Below are 23,449 nucleotides of genomic sequence, written 5' to 3' on the forward strand. Positions count from 1 at the left end.
AGGTTGTTAAGAATGGCAGAAGAAGGATTAGTATACGTAGAACGTGGAAAGCTGCACCAGTTATTTAAAGACAAACTGACAAATGCAGGTTTATCTGAACAACATGCTGACAAGACAGCAGATTTGATGATATTTGCAGATGAGCGTGGCATTCATTCACACGGTTCTGTGCGTACACAATATTACGCAGAACGTACTGCAAAAAAAGGATACAATTTGAATCCAGAATTAACATTCACAAAGACAGGTCCATCATCAGGTACTTACTTTGGAGATAATGCAGTTGGGCACTATGTTGCTTATGAAGCAATGGAAGAAGCAATTAAGTTAGCTAAAGAAAGTGGTATAGGCATGGTCGGTATTAAAGAAATGGGCCACAGTGGTGCGATTGGTTACTTTGCTGAACAAGCGGCAAAAGAAGGCATGGTCGCTTTAACAGTATGTCAGTCAGATCCAATGGTTGTACCATTTGGTGGTACAGAACCGTACTTCGGTACAAATCCAATTGCCTTTGCAGCACCACGTAAAAATGGTGAACCGATATTATTTGATATGGCAACAACCGTGCAAGCTTGGGGAAAAATCTTAGATGCACGTTCTAAAAACAAATCCATTCCAGACACTTGGGCAGTAGATAAACAAGGTGAGCCAACGACAGATCCATTTGAAGTCGCTGCGCTATTACCAGTCGCGGGTCCTAAAGGTTATGGATTGATGATGATGGTAGATATTCTAGCAGGTAGCTTGTTAGGTTTACCTTTTGGAAAACATGTTACATCAATGTATGAAGATTTAAGTCAGTATCGTAGATTAGGACAATTTCATATCGTCATTAATCCAGCATATTTTGGTGATGAAGAACAATTTTTAACACACGTTTCTGAAATGGTTGATGAACTTCATGATATTAAACCGGCTAAAGGCTTTGATCAAGTTTATTACCCAGGTGAAATTCAAGAGGACGTTAAAAAACGCTACAAAGAAAGTGGCATACCGATTGCCGAAAGTATTTATGAGTATTTAATATCTGATGACATTTATTAAATAGCTGAGAAGAAGTGAAAGAGACAATTGAATGTTATAAATGACGACTGTCGACATTTAATATCGTACGTCTTGAGTACCTTCTTTTTTTACGGCTAAAATCATGATTTTATGTATATAAATTACACTATTCGAGTAATGAGGAGGTTAAGATATGCGTGTTTCAAAGAAAGAGTTATTTGATTTAATGAAGAATAAATTAGCTAAAGCGGGCTTAAACGAAGGTGCTGCAGAAGATGTAGCAGACGTATTAACATTTGCGGATCATAGAGGTATTCATTCACATGGTGCAGTACGAGTAGAGTACTATGCTGAGCGAATTGCTAAAGGTGGCATAACAGCCAATCCGAATTATCAATTCGAACAAACGGGTTCATCAACAGCTATATTTGAAGGAGATAATGGTCCTGGTCATCAAGCGGCTAAACAAGCGATGGAAAAAGCAATCGAGATGGCTAAAGAAAATGGCGTTGCCGTTGTTGGTGTTAAGCACATTTCACATAGCGGTGCGTTAGGTTACTTTGTAGAAATGGCAGCTAAAGAGAATATGGTCGGTTTAAGTATGTGCCAATCAGATCCAATGGTTGTGCCATTCGGCGGTACTGAACCATATTTCGGAACAAATCCAATTGCATTTAGTGCACCATCAAACGATGATCGTATTATTACATTTGATATGGCAACGACCGTTCAAGCATGGGGTAAAGTGCTAGATGCAAGAGCGAAAAATCAATCAATCCCAGATACATGGGCAGTTGATGCGAATGGTGAACCAACGACAAATGCAAGAGATGTTCATGCACTTGTCCCAGTTGCAGGACCTAAAGGGTATGGCCTTATGATGATAGTTGATATTCTATCAGGTAGTTTACTAGGTGTACCACATGGTGTACATGTTTCATCAATGTACAAAGATTTAACGAAAGGCCGTGACTTAGGCCAATTACATGTCGTGATTAATCCAGCCTTCTTCACGGACTTAGACCAATTTAAATCAAACATTTCAACAATGCTCAATGAATTAAAAGCACAACCAGCAGCACAAGGATATGGAGAAATTTTCTATCCGGGTGAACGTGGCCGATTACGTAGTGAAAAATATGACGAAGAAGGCATTGAAATTGTTGATGATATATACAACTACTTAGTTTCAGACGATGTGCACTTTGATCGTTATCACGGAAAAAATAGATTTGCAGAATAATAACGGAGGAATAGTATGTTACACACAATTATTAAAGAAAACACTTACCAAGATTCGATTGTATTAATGTTATTATCGAATAAATTATCTGCTATTGATGGTATTAACCAAGTATCCATTATGATGGGAACACCTGCCAATAAAGATATTTTTAAATCTTCAGGATTAGGTACGGATGAATTAGAAGCAGCGAAACCAAACGATATTATCATCGTTGTAGATACAGAAAATGAAGAAAAAGTTGAAGAAGTAAACCAAGAAGTTGAAGCAGAATTGAAAGGGAAAGGTGAAAGTGAAGACCAATCTCAAAAACAAAACGAAGCTTCAAATTGGAACCGTGCATTAGAATTAGCAAACAATCCTAACTTAGCATTGATTTCAATTCCTGGGCAATATGCAGCGATGGAAGCTGAAACAGCATTGAAAAATAACTTAAATGTATTTATGTTCAGCGACAACGTAGCAAAAGAAGACGAAGTACGTTTGAAAGAAATGGCACATGACAAAGGTTTACTTGTAATGGGTCCTGACTGTGGTACAGGTATTATTCATAGTTTACCACTTGCATTTACAAACACTGTAAATGAAGGGGACATCGGTGTTGTTGGCGCTTCAGGTACAGGTATTCAAGAAGTAACAACAATCATTGACCGTGAAGGAAAAGGTGTTACAAATGCTATCGGTACAGGTGGCCGTGACTTATCTACAGAAGTAGGCGCGATTACGATGTTAGACAGTATTAAAGCACTTAATGCGGATCCTAAAGTGAAAGTCATTACAGTTATTTCTAAGCCACCCGCTAAAGAAGTAGAAGAAAAAGTATTGAATTTATTACGTAATATCGAAAAACCAATCGTAACGTTATTCTTAGGTTCTAAACCTGAATATACAGAAGCAAACATTCACCACGCTTATACATTGGAAGAAGCGGCACGTGTATCTGTTCAACTTTCAAATGGAGAAACACCTCAATTTAGCACAGTAATTCAATCAGATATTAACATCAAATTTGCTGATAACCAAGATGGCGTTAAAGGTTATTACTCTGGCGGTACGTTAGCTTCTGAAGCAGCAATGTTATTAAAAGATACTTTAGGCGACAATTCAGATGCAGAAAGACCAGAAGGCTTTTCATATAAAGGTGGTCACCATGAAATTATCGACTTAGGTGATGATATTTATACACAAGGTAGACCTCATCCTATGATTGACCCATCTAAACGTATCGAAATGTTAGAACAATCCGCAGACGATCCATCAACAGCTATTATTATGTTAGATAACGTGATCGGATACGGAAGTCATGATGACATGGCAAGTGAACTTGCGCCAACGATTCAAAAAGTGTTAGACAAAGCACAATCAGAAGGTCGCAGTTTAGCAGTTCTTGCTACAGTTGTAGGTACTGAGCATGACCACCAAGGTTACGACAAACAAGTTAATATCTTAAAAGAAGCTGGCGCAATCGTATGTGAAACAAACAATCAAATGGTGACGACAGCACTTCATTTACTTGGTAAAGATGTTGAACAACCACAATTAGAAACAAAATCATTCGAAGCAGAATCTGTTGATTTAACAGTTGATGAAAAAGTCTTGAACTTAATTAATATGAAACCAAGTGTGATTAATATCGGATTGAAGAGTTTCACAGAAGCTATCCAAGCTAATGATGCGCAAGTTGTTCAGTTTAACTGGCAACCAATCGCAGGTGGCGACGAGAAATTAATGAAAGTACTTCAATTCTTAAACAATTACGAAGGAGAGACAGTATAAAATGGCTTATAAAACAATAGACGAAGCTAACCAAGCAGTCATTGATAAGATGATCGCAGCAGCACCATTTTTAGTAGATGTTGTGCCTGCTAAATCTAAAATTCCAGAACTTAAAGAACATGTATTATTACATGCTGGACCACCAATCAAATATGAAAACATGACAGATCCTATGCAAGGTTCATGTGTCGGTGCAATTTTATTTGAAGGATGGGCTGAGAACGAAGAAGCGGCACGTAAGTTGTTAGAAGAAGGACAAATTACGTTCATCCCTTGTCATCACGTTAACGCGGTTGGACCAATGGGTGGTATCACATCAGCTAACATGCCTGTACTTGTTGTTGAAAATAGAGAATCAGGTAATGAAGCCTACTGTCAAATGAATGAAGGTATCGGTGCTGTATTACGTTTCGGTGCTTACAATGAAACAGTTGTAAACCGTCTGCACTGGATGAAAGATGTATTAGGTCCAGTATTAAGTAAAGCTCTTCAAAAAATGGATGATGGCTTAAACGTTAACGTATTAATCGCTAAAGCAATTGCAATGGGTGATGAATTCCACCAACGTAACATTGCAGCATCATTAGCATTCTTAAAAGAAGTAACCCCTATCATTGCTTCATTAGAAGATGTAGAACCTGAGAAACGTACAGAAGTACTACAATTCTTAGCTGATACAGATCAATTCTTCTTAAATATCGCGATGGCTACAGGTAAAGCGATGATGGACGCTGCTCGTCAAATCGAACACGGAACAGTTGTAACAGCAATGTGTCGTAACGGTGAGAACTTCGGTGTACGTATTGCAGGTATGGGTGACGAATGGTTCACAGCACCTGTTAACACACCTCAAGGTTTATATTTCACAGGTTACTCAGCAGCTGATGCGAATACAGATATTGGTGACTCAGCGATTACTGAAACAATCGGTGTCGGTGGTATGGCAATGATCGCAGCACCAGCTGTTACAAGATTTGTTGGTACTGGTGGATTTGATGATGCATTACAAATTAGTAATGAAATGACTGAAATTTGCATTGGTGAGAACCCTAACTTTGCGATCCCAACATGGAACTTTAAAGGGGCTTGTTTAGGAATCGATGCACGTAAAGTTGTAGAAACAGGCATTACACCTGTTATCAATACAGGTATTGCGCATAAGATTGCTGGTTACGGACAAATTGGTGCAGGTACAGTACATCCACCAATCGAATGTTTCGAAAAAGCGATCACAGCGTATGCTGAAAAGTTAGGATTTAACGCGTGATTCTACAAGCAACTGCAATAGGACAGAATGCTAAGAAACATTTAGAACAACATAAACAATTTTATGTGCATAGCATATTTAATAAAGGCTTCAATATCGTCAATGAATCGAATGATCTTATCTTTATAGGTACAGATGAAAATGGAACATTTCCATTTGGTATATTAGTCGATTCACAAACAAAGCAAAGTTTATTTAACGAAATCGAATTAAATCAACAAATTGTAGTGGGTCCTACTGCTATTCAAATAAGTAAGACATGCCAACTCGTTTGGCATGTTCCAACTTTAAAGGCATCTGACTTTTCGGAACAGACTGATATACAAAAGCTTAAAGAAAATATCGCATCTTATAACTTTCAGATGTATGAGCAAGGCGATTTTAACAAAGAGAAGATGCAACACATATTAAACGCATTAGAATTTGGAAATGCTGAACAAGTTGAGGAACAATACCGATATCTGATTGGTAGAGGACAAGGTTTAACACCGTCCGGAGATGATATGCTGACAGGTATTTTATTTATTCATTTTATCCATCCTTTTATTAACAATAATCATTTAGAACAATTAAACATATTACTGCAATCATCTCTAAGCACACTTGTAGGCGAAACATTTTTAAAATGTGCTCTGCAAGGTCAATTTAGTTCAAAAATTTCTAATCTACAACATGATCCATCAATCGCGCGTCTAGACCAACTTTTAAAAGTAGGTTCTTCATCTGGAAGAGACACGTTATATGGCATGTATGTAGCATTAACATTAAGGAGTGAGACGTATGGGTAAGCGAGTTGTACTTGCACTAGGTGGTAATGCGATATTACAACCTAATCAAGAAGCGTCATACGATAATCAATATAACAACGTGATGTCTGCTACACGTAAAATGGCAGAATTGAAGAAGCAAGGACATAACATTGTGATTACACATGGTAACGGGCCACAAGTCGGTAATATTATCGCTCAAAACGAAGCGGCGAAAGATATTGTGAACCCACTTCCAATTAACGCATGTAGTGCTGAATCTCAAGGATTTATCGGCTATATGATGGAAGAAGCTATTAAAAATCATTTAAACGATTTAGGTATTAGCAGTGATGTATTAACATTATTAACAATGGTAGAAGTAGACAAAGATGACCAGGCATTTAATAATCCAACTAAACCAATTGGTGTATTCTTCAGTGAAGAAGAAGCTAAAAGATTAGAAAAAGAACATGGCTTTGTCATGGTAGAAGATGCTGGTAGAGGATACCGTCGTGTTGTACCTTCTCCAGAACCACTTGTTATTCATGGCGTGAACCAAATTAAGAAATTAATAAATCAAGCGATTGTGATTTCTTCAGGTGGCGGAGGTATACCTGTTTACCGTGATGAACACGGTGATATTAAAGGTGTAGAAGCTGTTATCGATAAAGACCGTTCAGGTTTGAAATTAGCGCAACAAGTTGAAGCAGATACATTTATGATGTTAACAGACGTACCAAATGTGTGTGTGAACTTCGGTAAAGAAAACGAAGAAAAGCTTAAAACAATTTCAGTGGAAGAAGCGAAACAATATGTAGCAGAAGATCAATTTCCAGCAGGAAGTATGTTACCTAAGATAGAAGCGGCTATTCAATTTGCAGAATCAGGTAAAGAAGCTATTATTTGTTCGTTAGATGATGCAATTGATGCATTAGAAGGAAAAGCAGGTACACGTATTTTATTAGATCCTTCAGTAAAACCAGTTTCTTGTTAATATGAAGCATTTGGTTTTGTGCTAAACAAGGTTGTTAGAAATTCTAACGTCCAAGAAAACGAAACAAGATCGTTAGTCGACATACTAAACTTTATAGACCGAAGAAAAACCCATCCCCCTATGGCTAACGATCAAGTCGCTCAACATAGCAGCATTGCACTCAATCATATCTCTGATATACTATAAAAAAAGTCTGGGACAAAGTGTTGTTCCAGACTATCATATTATATACACTTCAATATGAATGAACTATACTAATGTTGCGTTGATGGTTTTATAAGAAAAATTTTTAGGAATAAGGTGGTATAAGATGATTGAACCCTATAATACACATAGAATTCAAAAAAATTGGGGCATCATAATTGCGATTGTATTTATCGCATCTACGCTACGTGCACCACTAACATCAGTAGGTCCAGTAGTTGATGAAATTAAAGATGTTATGCAAATTAATAACAGCCTTGCTGGTTTTTTAACAACAATACCACTCATTATATTTGCAGTCGTTTCGCCATTAGTATCTAAAGTAACTAAACGTTTGACGATGTCTAATACAATCGTATTATCAACGATATTAGTAATTGTTGCTTTGTACATACGTGTTGCAGGTGGTTTTAATTTATTTATTATTGGTACAGTTTTACTAGGTATTGCGATCGCATTTGGTAATGTTGTATTACCGAGTTATGTGAAATGGTATTTTCCATTACAAATTGGATTAGCAACAGGTATTTATAGTGGGACAATGAACTTTACTGCAGGATTAGGTGGGGGACTAAGCTTCCCTATGTCTCAATCTCCATTAGGATTCAGACTGTCTCTTGCTTTTTGGATTGTATTAGGAATTATCGCATTGATTTTATGGATTCCAAAGGCAAGTAAAGGCGCTAAACTCGAACGCCAAGATAAACTATCAGAAGCACAAAATCAACATACAAAATTAAACATTACAAAGTCTAAATTAGCATGGTTAGTAGCTTTAACAATGGGATTCCAATCAATGGTATTCTATACAGTTGTTGCTTGGGTGCCTTCTATATTAGTAGATAGAGGTCTAGACCCATCAACTGCAGGTTATTTACTCATGCTTAACCAATTTTCACAAGTGCCAATGACATTTACATTCCCGATTATTGCGTCTAAATTAAAAGACCAACGTATATTAGTTGTGATCATCACAATACTATTCTTAGTTGGATTTGGTTTATTCTTTACGCAATCATTAGTATTACTCGTAATCGGTATTATTATCGCAGGTTTAGGTATGGGTGCATGCTTTAGCTTATGTATGACATTCTTCTCTATACGTGCACGTACAAGTGACGGAAGTATCGCATTATCAGGATTCGGGCAATCTATCGGATATTTAATAGCTGCCATCGGACCATTCTTTATTGGTTATTTACACGATGCGACAGACAGTTGGATATCAGGCATCATTGCCTTAATCGTTATGTCTATTCTGTTCTTTATAGTAGGATACCCAGCATCTAAAAATAGAGTTGTAGAAGATGAAACGATTTAACAGTTACAAAAAAGTCTGAGACAAAGTTACTGTCTCAGACTTTTTTGGATTGTAGCTAACTTATCATTCAAGAAATGCTAGATTTCATTTTGTTCATAATAGTCTAATAATGTCTTGATAGACTCTGCTACATTAAGGTGTTGCTGGCTGTCGTGTGATACTAAATATGTTGCGAATATTGATAAGAATGTTAAGATGTTTTGTTTTTGCACACCATAACCCATAATACCAATTCTCCATATTTGTCCTTGTAAGTCTCCGAATGATCCGGCAATTTCTACGCCGTAGTTTTGTAATAAACCGTTTCTAAAGGCATTATCATCGATGCCTTCTGGAATTTTAACGCAGATGACCATTTTCATTTCGTTAGATTCGTCACCGTAAATTTCTAAGCCTAGTGCTTTTAGAGCTACTTTTAAAGCTTCTTGGTGATAACTATGTCTTTTAGCACGTGCTTCAATGCCTTCTGATAGTGCTAATTTTAATCCAGTATATAATGCATAAACAGATGTTGTAGATTCTGTGTGATGATTGAGGCGTTTAGGGCTCCAGTAGTCTTGTAATTGTGTTAAATCTAAATAGTTACTGCTAATGAAATGTTCTTTTTCGGTAGATTCATTAGAGCGAATGCCTAATTCTACACGTTTGCGCTTATTAATTTCTTCGCTGAAACGCTCGTTAAACGTAATCGGTGTAATACCTGAAGGAATAGATAGACATTTTTGAGCACCACCAACGACTGCGTCTAGTTCCCATTCATCTACAGGAATAACCATACCTTGATAAGTTGCGACCGCATCTACTACTGAAAAGATACCTCTCTCTTTACAAGCACGTCCTAATTGATCGATAGGTTGCAATCTTCCAGTTGATGTTTCACCATGTACAATCGCAAGTACTTTAGGTTTATATTCATCTAAAGCTTCAATAATTTCTGCTTGATCAAAGACTTCGCCCATTGGTTTATGTATATTGTGGACGATACCTCCTGCACGTGTTACGAGTTCAGTAAATAAATAACCAAATCGACCAATTACAGGTACGAGTACTTCATCACCAGGTTTCACGATATTTGATATAACGGCTTCTAAGCCAGCACGGCTTGTGCCATCAATTGGGAAAGCCCATTTATTTTCTGTTAAGAATGACTGACGAATTAATGACATTGTTTCATTCATGATATTTACAAATTCATAATCGAATTGACCGAGTATAGAATTCGACATTGCTTGAGAAACACGTGGATCTACACTTACAGGTCCAGGTGTCATAATTAATCGTTTGTTCACTTTTAAAGTATCCACATTGCTAACCTCTTTTTCTATAAATTTTGTCATTATACATTATATCTTAGATTTTTATATAATTATTCGTCAAAAATGCTGATTATTCCTCCGTTTTTTGTCAGAATATTACAAAAAAACATTGGAACGGTCTATGAATTTAGATATCGCTAATTTTAAGTGTTTTTGTACCAATAATTCACTCGTAAAGCCTTATATATTCGATTAAAAGTTTATGTTTGACTATATAGTAACTATACACCTTACCATTATTTGAGTAAGGAGGATTTATCATGAAATTTAATAAATGGTTTTCGTTAATTTTGGTTTCTAGTGCGTTATTTTTGATCGTTATTGATATGACTGTATTATATACTGCTTTACCTACGATAACGTATGAATTGGAAGCGAGTGCTTTTCAAAAATTATGGATTGTAAATGCGTATCCTTTAGTTGTAGCAGGGCTTTTACCTGGTTTAGGTACGTTGGGCGATAAAGTAGGGCATAAGAATATGTTTTTATCTGGTTTAGTAATCTTTACTTTAGCATCAGTTGTCGCAGCTTTTTCTCCAACATCTGGTACTTTAATTATGGCTAGAGTTATATTGGCTATTGGTGCAGCAACAATGATGCCGTCAACACTTGCTATTATTAAACAAGTCTTTGATGACAAAAAAGATAGGGCACTTGCGCTAGGCATATGGTCTTCTATTGCATCAGCAGGTGCTGGATTAGGACCTTTAATAGGTGGTTTATTATTAACTAAATTTTGGTGGGGTTCAGTATTTTTAATTAATGTGCCTATTACGATAATTGTTATTATCATTGCTTATATACAAATTCCTAATATTAAAGGCAATAAAGATAAAAAATGGGATATCACAAGTTCAATTCTGATTATGATAGGACTTATAGGGACTGTCTATGCTATTAAAGAAGTCACAAAAGAAAATCCTTCAATTGTACTGATTATACTGACATTAGTGATTGGATTATGGTCGTTGAAATTATTTATTAGTCGACAAAAACGACTATCAAATCCTTTAATTAGTTTAGACATATTTAAAAATAAATACTTTTTATCAGGTGTGATAGCTGCATTTACTTCAGCATCCATATTAATTGGCTTTGAAATGATTTTATCTCAACGGTTACAATTAATTTTAAATCTGACTCCATTAAAAGCAGGATTAGTCTTAATGTCTATGGCAGCAGCAGCTTTTATAGGGGCAATTGTACAGGGTAGTATCTTAACACGATTTGATACCATCAAAATTCTCATCTATAATTTAACCATTTCATTAATTGGTATTGTAGGATTCACAGCATTTCTACACAATGATTTATGGATTCAAATACTATTTCTTAGCATCGCAGGATTAGGGTTAGGCGGTGCAATGACTGTAGCATCAAATGCAATCATGACAAACGTTGATGACGATAAAGCAGGTATGGCAGCTTCAGTAGAAGAAGTGTCATATGAACTCGGAGGGTCAATAGGAATAGCCGCACTTGGTGGTGTATTCTCATTTACTTATACTTATTTAATGGAACGCTCAATGTCGATAGCAGAAATACCAGCAAAAGCAAAAGGCAGTTTTGAAGAAACGATGATTGTAGCAGAAAATTCAAATGGACTATTAAAAAGTAAATTACTAGAATTAGGCACAAATGCATTTGATCATGCATATTCATTAATCCTAATCATAACAATCACAATCATCGCTGCAATTATTCTATTATTGTGGAGAATATTAGCAGAAACTGGTAAGAAAATAACATAAAAAAAGACTACTTATTTCCCGGAAAATAGAGGGATAAGTAGTCTTTTTTAGGTGTTGAGAGTCATGACACCATGCTATAATTAGAACATAAAAATTAATGTGCTTATTGATTGCCTATATGTTCACCGTGCCTTATTAGATCATGGTGAAATATAGAATAGACTATACGCCTTAATTTTTTACACTCAGCCGACCTTCCAAAGTTGCTGAGTGTTTTTTAATACTTAAATAATAACATGAGTGTATTTTGTTATCAAGAATAAAAGAGGGAACTCGTTGTGATTTGGTCTAACTCACCTCAACAACTCTTGTACAACATCTACCATGTCATCATGTATAACGATGTTTGCTGAAGCATCATAAGGTGTTTCGTCTTTGTTTATAATGACGAGGTTTTGTCCTTCGAAGTTTGAGATGAGTCCTGCTGCGGGTTGCACGAGTAAGGATGACCCGAGTACTACGAATGTGTCTGCTTCTCTTATTTTGTTTAATGCGTTAAATATTGTGTCTTGATCGAGCATTTCACCATATAATACGATGTCTGGTCTAATGGTATGACCACATGATTCGCAATGGTGTAAATGGTTATCGATAACATAAGATTTAGTATATGTTTGTTGGCATTTTGTACAATAAAATCGATTTAAAGTGCCGTGCAATTCATCTGTATTTAGACTGCCGGCATTACTATGAAGACCATCGATATTCTGTGTGATGACACCGAGTGAACGATGGTCTTTTTCAAGTTGGGCTATCCATTGATGTACGATATTAGGTTGTTTATCGGTGAAGAGTAAATATTGGAAGCAAAAGTTCATAAATCCTTCTGGATCGCTTTGTAAATAATCAGTACTTAATAAATATTCTGGAGAATAGCCATTTTCTGAGATTTGATCATATAATCCACCGAGTGAACGGAAGTCAGGTATACCACTAGCAACTGAAATACCAGCTCCCGTAAAAAAAGTAATATTATGAGATGAATCGATGATGTTTTTAAGTTGTTGAATTTGTGTATTCACGTTAATCACTCCGGTTATAATGAATTACTTTTCTAAGTATTTAGGGAAGAATTCTGTATATAAATCAATAAATTTAAGGTAGGCATCTTTAGATACATGTTCATCTACTTGGTGCGCTTGGTCTACTGTACCAGGGCCATACATAATAAATGAGAAGTTCTCATCTTTAGAAACTAATAAATCAGATGCATCTGTAACACCTGGTGATGCTTCAGTTGGAAGTGTAGTGTTTAAATGTTTTTCGCCCATTTTCACAGCTAACTCGATTAATGAATTTTGGCCAGTTGTGTAAACGGGTGGTCTAGACATGTACGCATCAATTTCAATATCTGTCTTATCGGTTTCTATTTGTTTTAAAATTTCATTAAAATATGAAATGAACTGATCATTATCATGTTCTGGAATCGTACGAATATTGAATTCCGACTCTGCATGTTCAGGGATAGAGTTAACTTGGTTACCACCATTGAAGATAGTTGCATTCATGATTGGTTTGCCAAGTAGTTTATTTGTTTGATTGAATTTCGTAAAGCCTTCATCTGCTTTATATATAAATTTTACAAGCGGTGAAATGGCATTAAATCCAAGATGTGGCATTGAGCTATGAGATGCTTTTCCTCGAGAAGTGATGCGAATATCCATTGAGCCTTTATGTGCATATATAATTCTATCTTGGGAGGGTTCCGCAATAACGAGTGCTTCAACATCATCCATATAGCCTTTGTCGTGAAATGCTTTAGCACCTTCACCAGCGATTTCTTCACCAGCCGTTGCAAGCAGACGGATTCTACCATGCTTTAATAAACCTTGATCATGTATGTCTATCATACTAATAATAAGCGCAGCTAAACCAGACTTCATATCAGCAGAGCCACGTCCAAATAACTGACCATCTACTTCAGTTAGTTTAAATGGATCATATGTCCATTTACTTTCATCACCAGCAGAAACGACATCCATATGCCCAGAAACACCTAAAATAGGACCATCTTCACCAATTTCAGCAACTAGATTTGCACGCGTTTCACTAATTTTAATGATTTCGGACTCGATGTTATGGTCTGCTAATAATTTCTGTAAGTACTCACATACTTCAATTTCATTATCATTAACAGATTGAATACTTACTATATCTCCTAAAATGTCTACTTTCTCTTGATCAGTAAATATACTCATAACCAAAACTCCATTTCTATATAGTTTTTATCTCAATTACTATTATATAGCTGAAATCTTGTACTTTGAAATTAAACACATTGGGGAGATGTAGATATGTGGTGTGAAAGGTTGGATGAAAGTCGTGGCTTTACTCACGAATAAAGCTAAGAGAAAGTCCAAGTCTTGTCTTAAGTGATGAGTAAAGCCAAGAGAAAGTCCAAGTCTTGTCTTAAGTGATGAGTAAAGCCAAGAGAAAGTCCAAGTCTTGTCTTAAGTGATGAGTAAAGCCAAGAGAAAGTCCAAGTCTTGTCTTAAGTGATGAGTAAAGCCAAGAGATAGCCCAAGTCATGGATTAAGTCCCGAATAAAGCCAAGAGATTGGTCAAGATGTGAGTTAAAGGAATAATAAACTCACATCCTTCTTAAATTTAACATTCCATTTACTCCGAATTATTACTATCAACATCATACTACTACCGATACCATTCTTTCGCATTTTGATAAAATATTTTATTAGCTGCAGTTTCATCAAAAGTATCTTGAACGAGTTGAATGTCTTCAGAAGTAAAGCGTTTAGGTGCACGTGTTGATGGTAAATCTGTACCAAACATAAGTGCACCTGGATTTGCTTGATAAATTTCTTTCAATGCATCTTGTACATTTAAGTCAACTCTACTGAAACCAGTTGCTTTCACATGAACGCCTTTGTCGACTAATCTTAAAAGGTATGGAAGACCTTCCTTAGACAGACCGAGGTGATCAATGGATACAGCCGGTAAAGATAATATAGTTTCTTCAATGTCTGGTAAATTCATAGAATCAATATACAGTTCACTGTGCCATCCTACTAAGTCATATACACGTTTCGCAAAATCACTTAAATGTGCTAAGTTCTCTGAACCACCACGTTTAACATTAAATCTTAAAGCACGAACGCCTTTGTCATTTAAAGAAACAATTTCTTCATCTGAAACACTATAAGGTAATTGGGTCACACCACAGAAATCAGAACCTAAATCACTCAGTACTTTAAGTAAATATTGTTGATCAAACCCTTGAAAAGAACCGGATACAATTGCACCACCAGCTATATTCATATCTTGTGTTTCTTCTTGATAATCCTTAGTTAGATAACTCGGCGGCATATAGCCGTTATTCTCTTTTACTTCATAATTAAAGTCAATAATATGAAAATGCGCATCAAAAATCTTCATCAATAATCCTCCTTTTAAAATCACTATACTATACCAAAAAAAGTTTAATAATACCTATTCATTATGGTAAGTCATTTGGAAACGTTATAGAAAAACATAATAATTGTCATTAACAAAATTTAAATTTGTAAAAAGGATAAATATATCAATAAAAGATAAATGAAAATAAGTTTGGCAAAACTAGTAATAATAACATTTTAAAAAAAAGTTTAAAATTTTTTTAAAAATAACTACCATTAGTTAGGTATAAATAGTATAATATGTAAACTTGAGTAAATAATAACTAACAACAGAATATTTTTTAAAAGTGAAGGGAAGAGAAAGATGAAAAAAATAAAACGGGATCTTAAATTTTCTATTAGAAAGTTCAAAGTAGGAATTGGTTCAGTTGCAATCGGGGCGATATTTTTAATCTCTAGCAATGGAGAAGTAGAAGCAGCTAAACTTACAAACGAAAGTCAAATGACAATTAAAGGAACAGAGCAACAAGAAAGTAGCCAAGAAGAAGCAACGAGAACAAAACAGGGAAATGAACAGACAACGCAAGATACAGAACAAGCAGAAACAAAAGAAGTATCAGAAACACAAAAATCTGAAGTGCAAGAACCGGTAGTAGAAGAATCGCAACAAGTTGAAACGGATGCTACTAAAGAAATAGAAACGACAGATGTAAATCAAAAACAGGAAGCACCAAAAGAACAAGAACAACAAGAGGCACCTAATGAAGAAATTGAAGTGTCAGAACCAAAGGGAACTGAATCAAACAAAACAGTTACAGATACTAAACAGGTAAATGAACAACAAAATTCATCTCAAGTAAGTAATAAACAAGAAGTACAAGAAACTAAACAAAAACAACCAGAAACAACCGTAAGTAAAGAACAAGAAGGTTCTGAAGCAACACAACCAGAAAAGTCAGAAACAAACACTCAAGTAAGCAAGACAACTCAACCTGAAGTGAAAGAAACTAAGACTAATAAAAAGGTTGCAAGTGTTAAAGCGAATACGCAAAGTATGAAAGTTGCTAGTACATCTGCTGCAATAACATCGGGTACTAATAAATCAACAGTTACAAAAGATAATTTTACAGATTATTTCAAGTTAAACGGGGACGCGACATATGATAAAAATACGGGAAAAATCACTTTAACTACTGATGCTAGAAGTAAAAAAGGAAGCTTTTCATTGAATAGTAAGATAGATATGTCTCAAAGTTTTACTCTTAAAGGGAAAATTAATTTGGGCAATAAGAATGCGACACAAGGTGGTGCCGATGGAATTGGTATAGCATTTCATCCAAACTCAATTAACGATATTGGTTCATATGGTGGAGGACTTGGTATCGGTGGACTGTCTAAAGCATTTGGATTCAAGTTAGATACATGGTACAACGAATCGGGAGAAACAACATTTGTAAAAGATCCTGTATCATTTTCTAATAATAAAAATAAAACCATGGGGGCTTTTGTATATACTAATTCACAAAATGCGGCTGTTACTGATGAAAATTCAATACAATTTATTGGGGGTCCAATAAATAATAATTTTAATGATATTACAATTGAATATGACGGTGATAGCCAAATTATGAAAATAACTTATACAGATAGTTTAGGTACTCACATTTTTTCTAAAAATATGGGTTTATATATAGATCCAAATGAGAGTTATACACTATCTTTCTCAGGTTCAACGGGTTATTATACTAACAAACAAGAGTTTCAAATTAATCAATTTGATTATGTTGCTAAAGGCATTTCAAATGTTAAATATGTAGACAAAGATACAGGACTAGAAATTATTCCGGGACAAGAATACCAAGGTAATATTAAAGAAACAAGTAAAATTGATAATAATAAAACTAATTTGTACAATAAAGGATACGATTTCGTAAATGTACAAGCTTCTGATTCCAGTAATTTTAATTTCCAAACTGATACCGTTACTTATACAACGAAAGGACAAAATATTGTTTACTATTTTGTTAAAGCCAAGGGTCAATTGGTTGTCAAATATGTAGATGAAGACGGTAATGAGATACAACAGCCTATTTTATCTGAAGATAAGGTTGGTACTAATTATGCTAGTACTCATCCAAATACAATTGGTGATTTTGACTTTTATAAGGTTGACGGTAATTCAACTGGTAAATATGAACGTGAAAAACAATTAGTCACTTATATTTATAAAAAGGCAACTGGTCAAATTATTGTGAAGTATGTAGATGAAAATGGAAATGAGTTGCAACCATCAAGTAAAACAATAGGTAAAGTTGGAGAAAATTATACAACCTCTCATCCAGATCAAATTGGTTCTTATAAATATAAACAGGTAAATGGGCAACCAAGTGGTATATTTACTAGGCAAGATAATACTATAATATATATATATGAAGATAATACAAGCGAATCATTGAGTACAAGTGAATCGTTAAGCACGAGTGAATCATTGAGTACAAGTGAATCATTAAGCACGAGTGAGTCATTAAGCGAAAGCGATTCATTAAGCACGAGTGAGTCATTAAGTACAAGTGAATCATTAAGCACGAGTGAGTCATTAAGTACAAGTGAATCATTAAGCACGAGTGAGTCATTAAGTACGAGTGAATCATTAAGCGCAAGTGAGTCCTTAAGTACAAGTGAATCATTAAGTGAAAGTGAGTCGTTAAGTACAAGCGAATCATTAAGCACAAGTGAGTCGTTAAGTACCAGCGAATCATTAAGTGCGAGCGAATCACTAAGCACAAGCGAATCATTAAGCACAAGCGAGTCGTTAAGTACGAGCGAATCATTAAGTGAAAGTGAATCGTTAAGTACAAGTGAATCGTTAAGCACAAGTGAATCATTAAGCACGAGTGAGTCATTAAGCGAAAGCGAATCATTAAGTACAAGTGAATCATTAAGCACCAGCGAGTCATTAAGTGAAAGCGAATCGTTAAGCACGAGTGAATCGTTAAGCGAAAGTGAATCATTAAGCACAAGTGAATCGTTAAGCACGAGTGAATCATTGAGCACGAGTGAGTCATTGAGCACGAGCGAATCATTAAGCACAAGTGAATCATTAAGTGAAAGTGAGTCATTGAGCACGAGCGAATCATTAAGCACAAGTGAATCATTGAGCACGAGTGAATCGTTAAGTACGAGTGAATCATTGAGTACAAGCCAATCATTAAGCGAAAGTGAATCATTAAGTACAAGTGAATCGTTAAGCACGAGTGAATCATTGAGCACGAGTGAATCATTGAGCACGAGTGAATCGTTAAGCACGAGTGAGTCATTGAGCACAAGTGAATCATTAAGCACAAGTGAATCATTGAGCACGAGTGAATCATTGAGTACAAGCCAATCATTAAGCGAAAGTGAATCATTAAGTACAAGTGAATCGTTAAGCACGAGTGAATCATTGAGCACGAGTGAATCATTGAGCACGAGTGAATCGTTAAGCACGAGTGAGTCATTGAGCACAAGTGAATCATTAAGCACGAGTGAGTCATTAAGTGAAAGTGAATCGTTAAGCACGAGTGAGTCATTAAGTACGAGTGAATCATTAAGTACGAGCGAATCATTAAGTACAAGCGAATCATTAAGTACAAGTGAATCATTAAGCACAAGTGAGTCGTTAAGTACGAGTGAATCATTAAGCACGAGTGAGTCATTAAGCACGAGTGAGTCATTGAGCACGAGCGAATCATTGAGTACAAGCGAATCATTAAGCACAAGTGAGTCGTTAAGTACAAGCGAATCACTAAGTACGAGTGAATCATTAAGTACGAGTGAGTCATTGAGCACGAGCGAATCATTGAGCACAAGCGAATCATTAAGTGAAAGCGAATCATTAAGCACAAGTGAGTCGTTAAGTACGAGTGAATCATTAAGCACGAGTGAGTCATTGAGCACGAGCGAATCATTGAGTACAAGCGAATCATTAAGTACAAGTGAATCATTAAGTACGAGTGAATCATTAAGCACAAGTGAATCGTTGAGTACAAGCGAATCATTAAGTGAAAGCGAATCATTAAGCACAAGTGAGTCGTTAAGTACGAGTGAATCATTAAGCACGAGTGAGTCATTGAGCACGAGCGAATCATTGAGTACAAGCGAATCATTAAGTACAAGTGAATCATTAAGTACGAGTGAATCATTAAGTACAAGTGAATCGTTGAGTACAAGCGAATCATTAAGTACAAGTGAATCATTAAGCACGAGTGAGTCATTAAGTGAAAGCGAATCGTTAAGCACGAGTGAATCATTAAGTACAAGTGAATCATTGAGTACTAGTGAGTCATTGAGTACAAGCGAATCATTAAGTACGAGTGAGTCATTAAGTGAAAGTGAATCATTAAGTACAAGTGAATCATTAAGCACGAGTGAGTCATTAAGCGAAAGCGAATCATTAAGCACGAGTGAATCATTAAGTACAAGTGAATCATTGAGCACAAGTGAGTCATTAAGTACGAGCGAATCACTAAGCACGAGTGAGTCATTAAGTGAAAGCGAATCGTTAAGCACGAGTGAATCATTAAGTACAAGTGAATCATTGAGTACTAGTGAGTCATTGAGTACAAGCGAATCATTAAGTACGAGTGAGTCATTAAGTACAAGTGAATCATTAAGCACGAGTGAATCATTAAGTACAAGTGAATCATTGAGCACAAGTGAGTCATTAAGTACGAGCGAATCACTAAGCACGAGTGAGTCATTAAGTGAAAGTGAGTCATTAAGTGAAAGTGAATCGTTAAGTACAAGTGAATCATTGAGTACTAGTGAGTCATTGAGCACGAGCGAATCATTAAGCGCAAGTGAATCGTTAAGTACGAGTGAATCATTGAGTACAAGTGAGTCTCTAAGCACGAGTGAGTCAACAAGTGACAGCACATCAGAAAGCACAAGTGAATCAACAAGCGAAAGTAGTTCAGAAAGCACGAGTGATTCAACAAGTGACAGCACATCAGAGAGCATGAGCGAGTCAACGAGCGAAAGTAGTTCAGAAAGCACAAGTGAATCAACGAGCGATAGTACTTCAGAGAGTACAAGTGATTCAACAAGTGAAAGCACTTCAGAAAGCATGAGTGACTCAATAATTGAAAGTGACGCTATGATTTCAGATGAGCCGACAAATACAGTTGGTACAAATATGAACAATATAGTTCAAGATGATAATTATGAAATAAATACATTAAATAATAATATTGAAGAGGTTTTAGATTCTAGTGAAATCATGGATCATAATGATAATCAATCTTCTGATGATGAAAAGTTACCTGATACAGGTGAAAGTAAGCAAAATTCTGGTTTAATGAGTGGCTTGCTTGCAGCTTTCGGTGGTGCTTTGTTACTTAGAAGTCGCCGTAAAAATAACCATGATAATCAGTAATTTTAAATTACAGGCTAAGGGATTTCTCTCTTAGCTTGTTTTATTTAATATAAATACTATATAATAATTTAAAAAGAGAATTGGGAAATGTTGGTTATTTTGTATATTTTATAATAATGCTAATTTGTAAAGAAGGGACTTTTTATGACAATATATAATATTAATTATAGTATTGGTTGGGCGAGCAGTGGTATCGAATATGCCCAATTTTATAGAGCTAAGATGCTTCGTGACCAAAAGGAAAGTTTGAAATTTGTGTTTTTAGATTTATTAACACATGAGAATATTCAAACTTTAACAAGTCACATGGGATATTATGACGATGAAATTATTTGGTTATACCAATATTTTACGGATATTAAAATTGCACCTACTTCTTATACAGTGGAAGATTTAATTGATACGCTTGATATGAAAATAACGCGTCGAGAAGAACAGAAAAAAACGATTAAATTATTTAGTGAAGTGAATCAAACGTATGTTGTTTGTTATTTGAAGGAACAAGGCAAGCCTTATGTGGATAGAGCTGAGTTTGTTTCTCGTGGAAAATTAATTAGAAAAGACTTCTATACTTATACAAGAACATTCTCGGAATATTATGCGCCACATGAGAATAGAGCGAAAGTTTATATGAGACAATTTTATAATGAAGATGGTTCTATTGCTTATAATGAGTATTTAAATAATAACGGTCATTTATACATGTTTAAGGATCGAATTTTATATTCTAAACAAGAATTTGTTGCTTATTTTATGAAATGCTTGCATTTAACATCAAAGGATATTGTGATTGTTGACCGATCCAAAGGTATGGGACAACCTGTTATTCAAAATAAAGGCGATTCTAAGTTAGGCGTGGTCATTCATGCAGAACATTATAGTTCGAATTTCACGAATGATGACTATATACTATGGAATAATTATTATGAATATGTATTTTCTCATGTAAATGAAGTGGATTTTTATATTGCAGCAACAGATCGACAAAAAGCAGTTCTGAGTCATCAATTTAATCAATATTACGGAAATCTACCAAAGATATATACAGTGCCTGTTGGTAGTATTCATGATGTGATTAAGCCAGATAATAGAAAACCTTATTCAGTCATAACAGCATCAAGATTAGCTAGTGAAAAACATATAGATTGGTTAGTGAAAGCTGTCGTCAAAGCAAAACAATCTATTCCTGATTTGATATTTGATATATACGGAGAAGGCGCTGAAAGAAACATGCTTCAAAAATTAATCGAAGAAAATGAAGCGAATCACTATATCAAGCTTTTAGGACATGTGAAGTTACAAGATGTATATGCTAATTATGAATTGTTTTTCGCAGGTTCAACAAGTGAAGGTTTCGGTTTAACGTTGATGGAAGCTATCGGCTCTGGTTTAGGTATGATAGGATTTGATGTCGATTATGGAAACACAACATTTATTGGTCATAATGAAAATGGATATTTAATTCCTATCGATAAAAGTCACCAATCAGAACAAGAAATCGTCGACAATTTAGCCGAAGCGGTTATTCAATTTTTCAAAAATGATACTTCATCATTTCATGAGAAATCTTATGAACTTGCTGAACATTTCAAGACTGACAATATTAAACAAAAGTGGTTTCACTTAATTGAAGAGGTGCTACATGATTAATCTATTTGAATCTTTTGATATAAGAACACAACGACTTTATAAAACATTTGAGAACGCAAAGATGAATGTACAAACAATTGTAATTGAAGAAGATGGATTCTTACCTTCAAATGTCATAACACCTTATCAATTTTTCGCTAATAATGATAATCATGCTTCAAAACCATTATTCTTTAACCAAGTGCCATTACCAAGATTTTGGGAAATTGAAGGTAATAATAATTCAGCAGAAATTAAAAATATGGGCGAAGTAAAAGGTAGAATTATATATAAGAAGAACTACGGTTTTAGAATAGTTGAGCGAATTGAATGGTTGAACAAACAAGGTAGAACACAAGTCATTGATTATTATAATGATAAAGGTTTAAAGTATGCGCAATTAATGGTTGATGATAATCAAAGACGCATTATTAAACGATGGTTTAATGATCGAAATGAAGAAATTATAAGTGAGAATTTCGTAACGAATGATATTATGTTGAAATGGAACGATAAAGAATATATCTTTCAATCAAAAGTTCAGTTTGTCATATTCTATTTAAAGATGAGCGAAATGCCGTTAGAAAGCTTTTTAATTAATTCTCTATCTATACCATTCGCAGTCCTTCATGACTTAAAAGTAGAAGGACACGACTATTTGTATTGGCAAGAACAAATGAAAGATGATTTACCGGGAAATATGAAGCTTATGTTAGCTGATAAGATGAGAGGTAGTAAAATTTTAATACCAAATAATGAGGAATATGATAAAGTACGTGAACTTATAGAATCTGAACATCAAAGTAGAATTGCGAAAGCAGGTTATGTATACGAGTTTAAAAATAATCATAAAGAAGCGCGCAATGTGCTTACATTAACGAACTCTGATCAGATTCCACATATTGAAGATATCGTTAAAGCTCATCCGCAATATCAATTTCATATTGTTGCTATTACTGAGATGTCTCAAAAGTTACTACAACTTAATAAATATCATAATGTCACGCTACATCCTGTAGCAACTAAAGAGAAAATTCATACTTTATATGAAACATGCGACATTTATTTAGATATTAACAAAGGTAATGAAATTCTGGATGCTATTAAAGTAGCATTTGAGCACCAGTTATTGATTTTAGGATATAAAGAGACAGTGCATAATGCGGATTATATTGCTAAAGAAAATCAATTCTCTTTAGAACATAAAGATCAATTAATCCATGCACTAAAAGAGATAGAAGCGGAACCTACATTAGCTGATGTTAAACGAGAAAGTCAATTGAAGCATGCAAGTTCATTACAAGCACAAGCATTTGAAGCGCTGTTTGAGTAATATACGCCTATAAAGCATACTCCTTTACTATGACCTTATCTTATTTCTTGGTATGATAAGTATGATATAAAGAATATTAAGATAAGAGGTGTTTC

Annotated in this window: 15 protein-coding genes; 11 read left to right on the forward strand and 4 right to left on the reverse strand. The window is 35.0% G+C overall.

Going from position 1 to position 23,449, the window contains the following annotated elements; translation table 11 throughout:
- Positions 1-12 precede the first annotated feature (12 nt).
- From allD (MHH94_RS00790) to MHH94_RS00820, 7 genes are all read left to right on the forward strand, one after another.
- Complete coding sequence (gene allD, locus MHH94_RS00790) at positions 13-1,044, forward strand: ureidoglycolate dehydrogenase (protein WP_058590916.1); 1,032 nt, start codon at positions 13-15, stop codon at positions 1,042-1,044.
- 154 nt (positions 1,045-1,198) lie between these two features.
- On the forward strand, positions 1,199-2,248 hold the full coding sequence (gene allD / locus MHH94_RS00795; RefSeq protein WP_078355354.1) for an ureidoglycolate dehydrogenase: 1,050 nt from the start codon (positions 1,199-1,201) through the stop codon (positions 2,246-2,248).
- Positions 2,249-2,263: 15 nt separating this feature from the next.
- On the forward strand, positions 2,264-4,024 hold the full coding sequence (fdrA, locus tag MHH94_RS00800) for an acyl-CoA synthetase FdrA (protein WP_078355353.1): 1,761 nt from the start codon (positions 2,264-2,266) through the stop codon (positions 4,022-4,024).
- 1 nt (position 4,025) lies between these two features.
- Positions 4,026-5,291: a YlbE family protein gene (locus MHH94_RS00805; protein ID WP_106417275.1), complete on the forward strand. Its 1,266-nt coding sequence runs from the start codon at positions 4,026-4,028 to the stop codon at positions 5,289-5,291.
- On the forward strand, positions 5,288-6,079 hold the full coding sequence (locus MHH94_RS00810) for a DUF2877 domain-containing protein (RefSeq protein ID WP_232202207.1): 792 nt from the start codon (positions 5,288-5,290) through the stop codon (positions 6,077-6,079). The genes MHH94_RS00805 and MHH94_RS00810 overlap by 4 nt, the downstream gene beginning before the upstream one ends.
- Positions 6,072-7,034 carry a carbamate kinase gene (arcC, locus tag MHH94_RS00815; protein WP_049320216.1) on the forward strand — a complete coding sequence of 321 codons (963 nt, stop codon included), beginning with the start codon at positions 6,072-6,074 and terminating at the stop codon, positions 7,032-7,034. Before MHH94_RS00810 ends, arcC begins: the two co-directional genes overlap by 8 nt.
- A gap of 310 nt (positions 7,035-7,344) precedes the next feature.
- Positions 7,345-8,559, forward strand: a complete 1,215-nt coding sequence (locus tag MHH94_RS00820; RefSeq protein ID WP_048540412.1) for a CynX/NimT family MFS transporter — start codon at positions 7,345-7,347, stop codon at positions 8,557-8,559.
- Positions 8,560-8,636: 77 nt separating this feature from the next.
- Here MHH94_RS00820 and MHH94_RS00825 read toward each other — a convergent pair whose 3' ends face one another.
- Complete coding sequence (locus tag MHH94_RS00825) at positions 8,637-9,863, reverse strand: pyridoxal-phosphate-dependent aminotransferase family protein (protein ID WP_232156971.1); 1,227 nt, start codon at positions 9,861-9,863, stop codon at positions 8,637-8,639.
- 272 nt (positions 9,864-10,135) lie between these two features.
- Here MHH94_RS00825 and MHH94_RS00830 point away from each other — a divergent pair, with 272 nt between their 5' ends.
- Positions 10,136-11,626, forward strand: a complete 1,491-nt coding sequence (locus MHH94_RS00830) for an MFS transporter (protein ID WP_058590910.1) — start codon at positions 10,136-10,138, stop codon at positions 11,624-11,626.
- Positions 11,627-11,919: 293 nt separating this feature from the next.
- Here the strand turns inward: MHH94_RS00830 and MHH94_RS00835 are convergent, their stop codons facing one another.
- The 3 genes from MHH94_RS00835 to MHH94_RS00845 all read right to left on the reverse strand — a co-directional run bounded on the left by MHH94_RS00835 (position 11,920) and on the right by MHH94_RS00845 (position 15,019).
- Positions 11,920-12,648, reverse strand: a complete 729-nt coding sequence (locus tag MHH94_RS00835) for an NAD-dependent protein deacylase (protein ID WP_084756198.1) — start codon at positions 12,646-12,648, stop codon at positions 11,920-11,922.
- 24 nt (positions 12,649-12,672) lie between these two features.
- Positions 12,673-13,824, reverse strand: a complete 1,152-nt coding sequence (locus tag MHH94_RS00840; protein ID WP_106417273.1) for an ArgE/DapE family deacylase — start codon at positions 13,822-13,824, stop codon at positions 12,673-12,675.
- Between the two features lie 454 nt (positions 13,825-14,278).
- The gene (locus MHH94_RS00845; RefSeq protein ID WP_106417272.1) at positions 14,279-15,019 is read right to left on the reverse strand and encodes an amidohydrolase family protein; all 741 of its coding nucleotides are present in this window, start codon (positions 15,017-15,019) and stop codon (positions 14,279-14,281) included.
- A 324-nt stretch (positions 15,020-15,343) separates the two neighbouring features.
- Here MHH94_RS00845 and MHH94_RS00850 point away from each other — a divergent pair, with 324 nt between their 5' ends.
- From MHH94_RS00850 to gtfB, 3 genes are all read left to right on the forward strand, one after another.
- Positions 15,344-20,392 (forward strand): lectin-like domain-containing protein, encoded by a 5,049-nt coding sequence (locus MHH94_RS00850; RefSeq protein WP_340839298.1) that lies wholly within the window; start codon positions 15,344-15,346, stop codon positions 20,390-20,392.
- A 144-nt stretch (positions 20,393-20,536) separates the two neighbouring features.
- Positions 20,537-22,042 (forward strand): accessory Sec system glycosyltransferase GtfA, encoded by a 1,506-nt coding sequence (gene gtfA / locus MHH94_RS00855; protein ID WP_078355345.1) that lies wholly within the window; start codon positions 20,537-20,539, stop codon positions 22,040-22,042.
- The gene (gene gtfB / locus MHH94_RS00860; protein ID WP_153654139.1) at positions 22,035-23,354 is read left to right on the forward strand and encodes an accessory Sec system glycosylation chaperone GtfB; all 1,320 of its coding nucleotides are present in this window, start codon (positions 22,035-22,037) and stop codon (positions 23,352-23,354) included. The genes gtfA and gtfB overlap by 8 nt, the downstream gene beginning before the upstream one ends.
- Positions 23,355-23,449: the final 95 nt, after the last annotated feature.

The organism is Mammaliicoccus sp. FSL K6-3158, from assembly GCF_038005105.1.
Lineage (GTDB): Bacteria > Bacillota > Bacilli > Staphylococcales > Staphylococcaceae > Mammaliicoccus > Mammaliicoccus sciuri.

What these genes read in the sequence shown, in the direction of transcription:
- MHH94_RS00820 (WP_048540412.1), top strand. Translation starts at nt 7,345, where the DNA reads ATGATTGAACCCTATAATACACATAGAATTCAAAAAAATTGGGGCATC.
- MHH94_RS00850 (WP_340839298.1), top strand. Translation starts at nt 15,344, where the DNA reads ATGAAAAAAATAAAACGGGATCTTAAATTTTCTATTAGAAAGTTCAAA.
- allD (WP_058590916.1), top strand. Translation starts at nt 13, where the DNA reads ATGGCAGAAGAAGGATTAGTATACGTAGAACGTGGAAAGCTGCACCAG.
- MHH94_RS00805 (WP_106417275.1), top strand. Translation starts at nt 4,026, where the DNA reads ATGGCTTATAAAACAATAGACGAAGCTAACCAAGCAGTCATTGATAAG.
- allD (WP_078355354.1), top strand. Translation starts at nt 1,199, where the DNA reads ATGCGTGTTTCAAAGAAAGAGTTATTTGATTTAATGAAGAATAAATTA.
- arcC (WP_049320216.1), top strand. Translation starts at nt 6,072, where the DNA reads ATGGGTAAGCGAGTTGTACTTGCACTAGGTGGTAATGCGATATTACAA.
- fdrA (WP_078355353.1), top strand. Translation starts at nt 2,264, where the DNA reads ATGTTACACACAATTATTAAAGAAAACACTTACCAAGATTCGATTGTA.
- MHH94_RS00845 (WP_106417272.1), bottom strand. Translation starts at nt 15,019, where the DNA reads ATGAAGATTTTTGATGCGCATTTTCATATTATTGACTTTAATTATGAA.
- MHH94_RS00840 (WP_106417273.1), bottom strand. Translation starts at nt 13,824, where the DNA reads ATGAGTATATTTACTGATCAAGAGAAAGTAGACATTTTAGGAGATATA.
- MHH94_RS00830 (WP_058590910.1), top strand. Translation starts at nt 10,136, where the DNA reads ATGAAATTTAATAAATGGTTTTCGTTAATTTTGGTTTCTAGTGCGTTA.
- gtfB (WP_153654139.1), top strand. Translation starts at nt 22,035, where the DNA reads ATGATTAATCTATTTGAATCTTTTGATATAAGAACACAACGACTTTAT.
- gtfA (WP_078355345.1), top strand. Translation starts at nt 20,537, where the DNA reads ATGACAATATATAATATTAATTATAGTATTGGTTGGGCGAGCAGTGGT.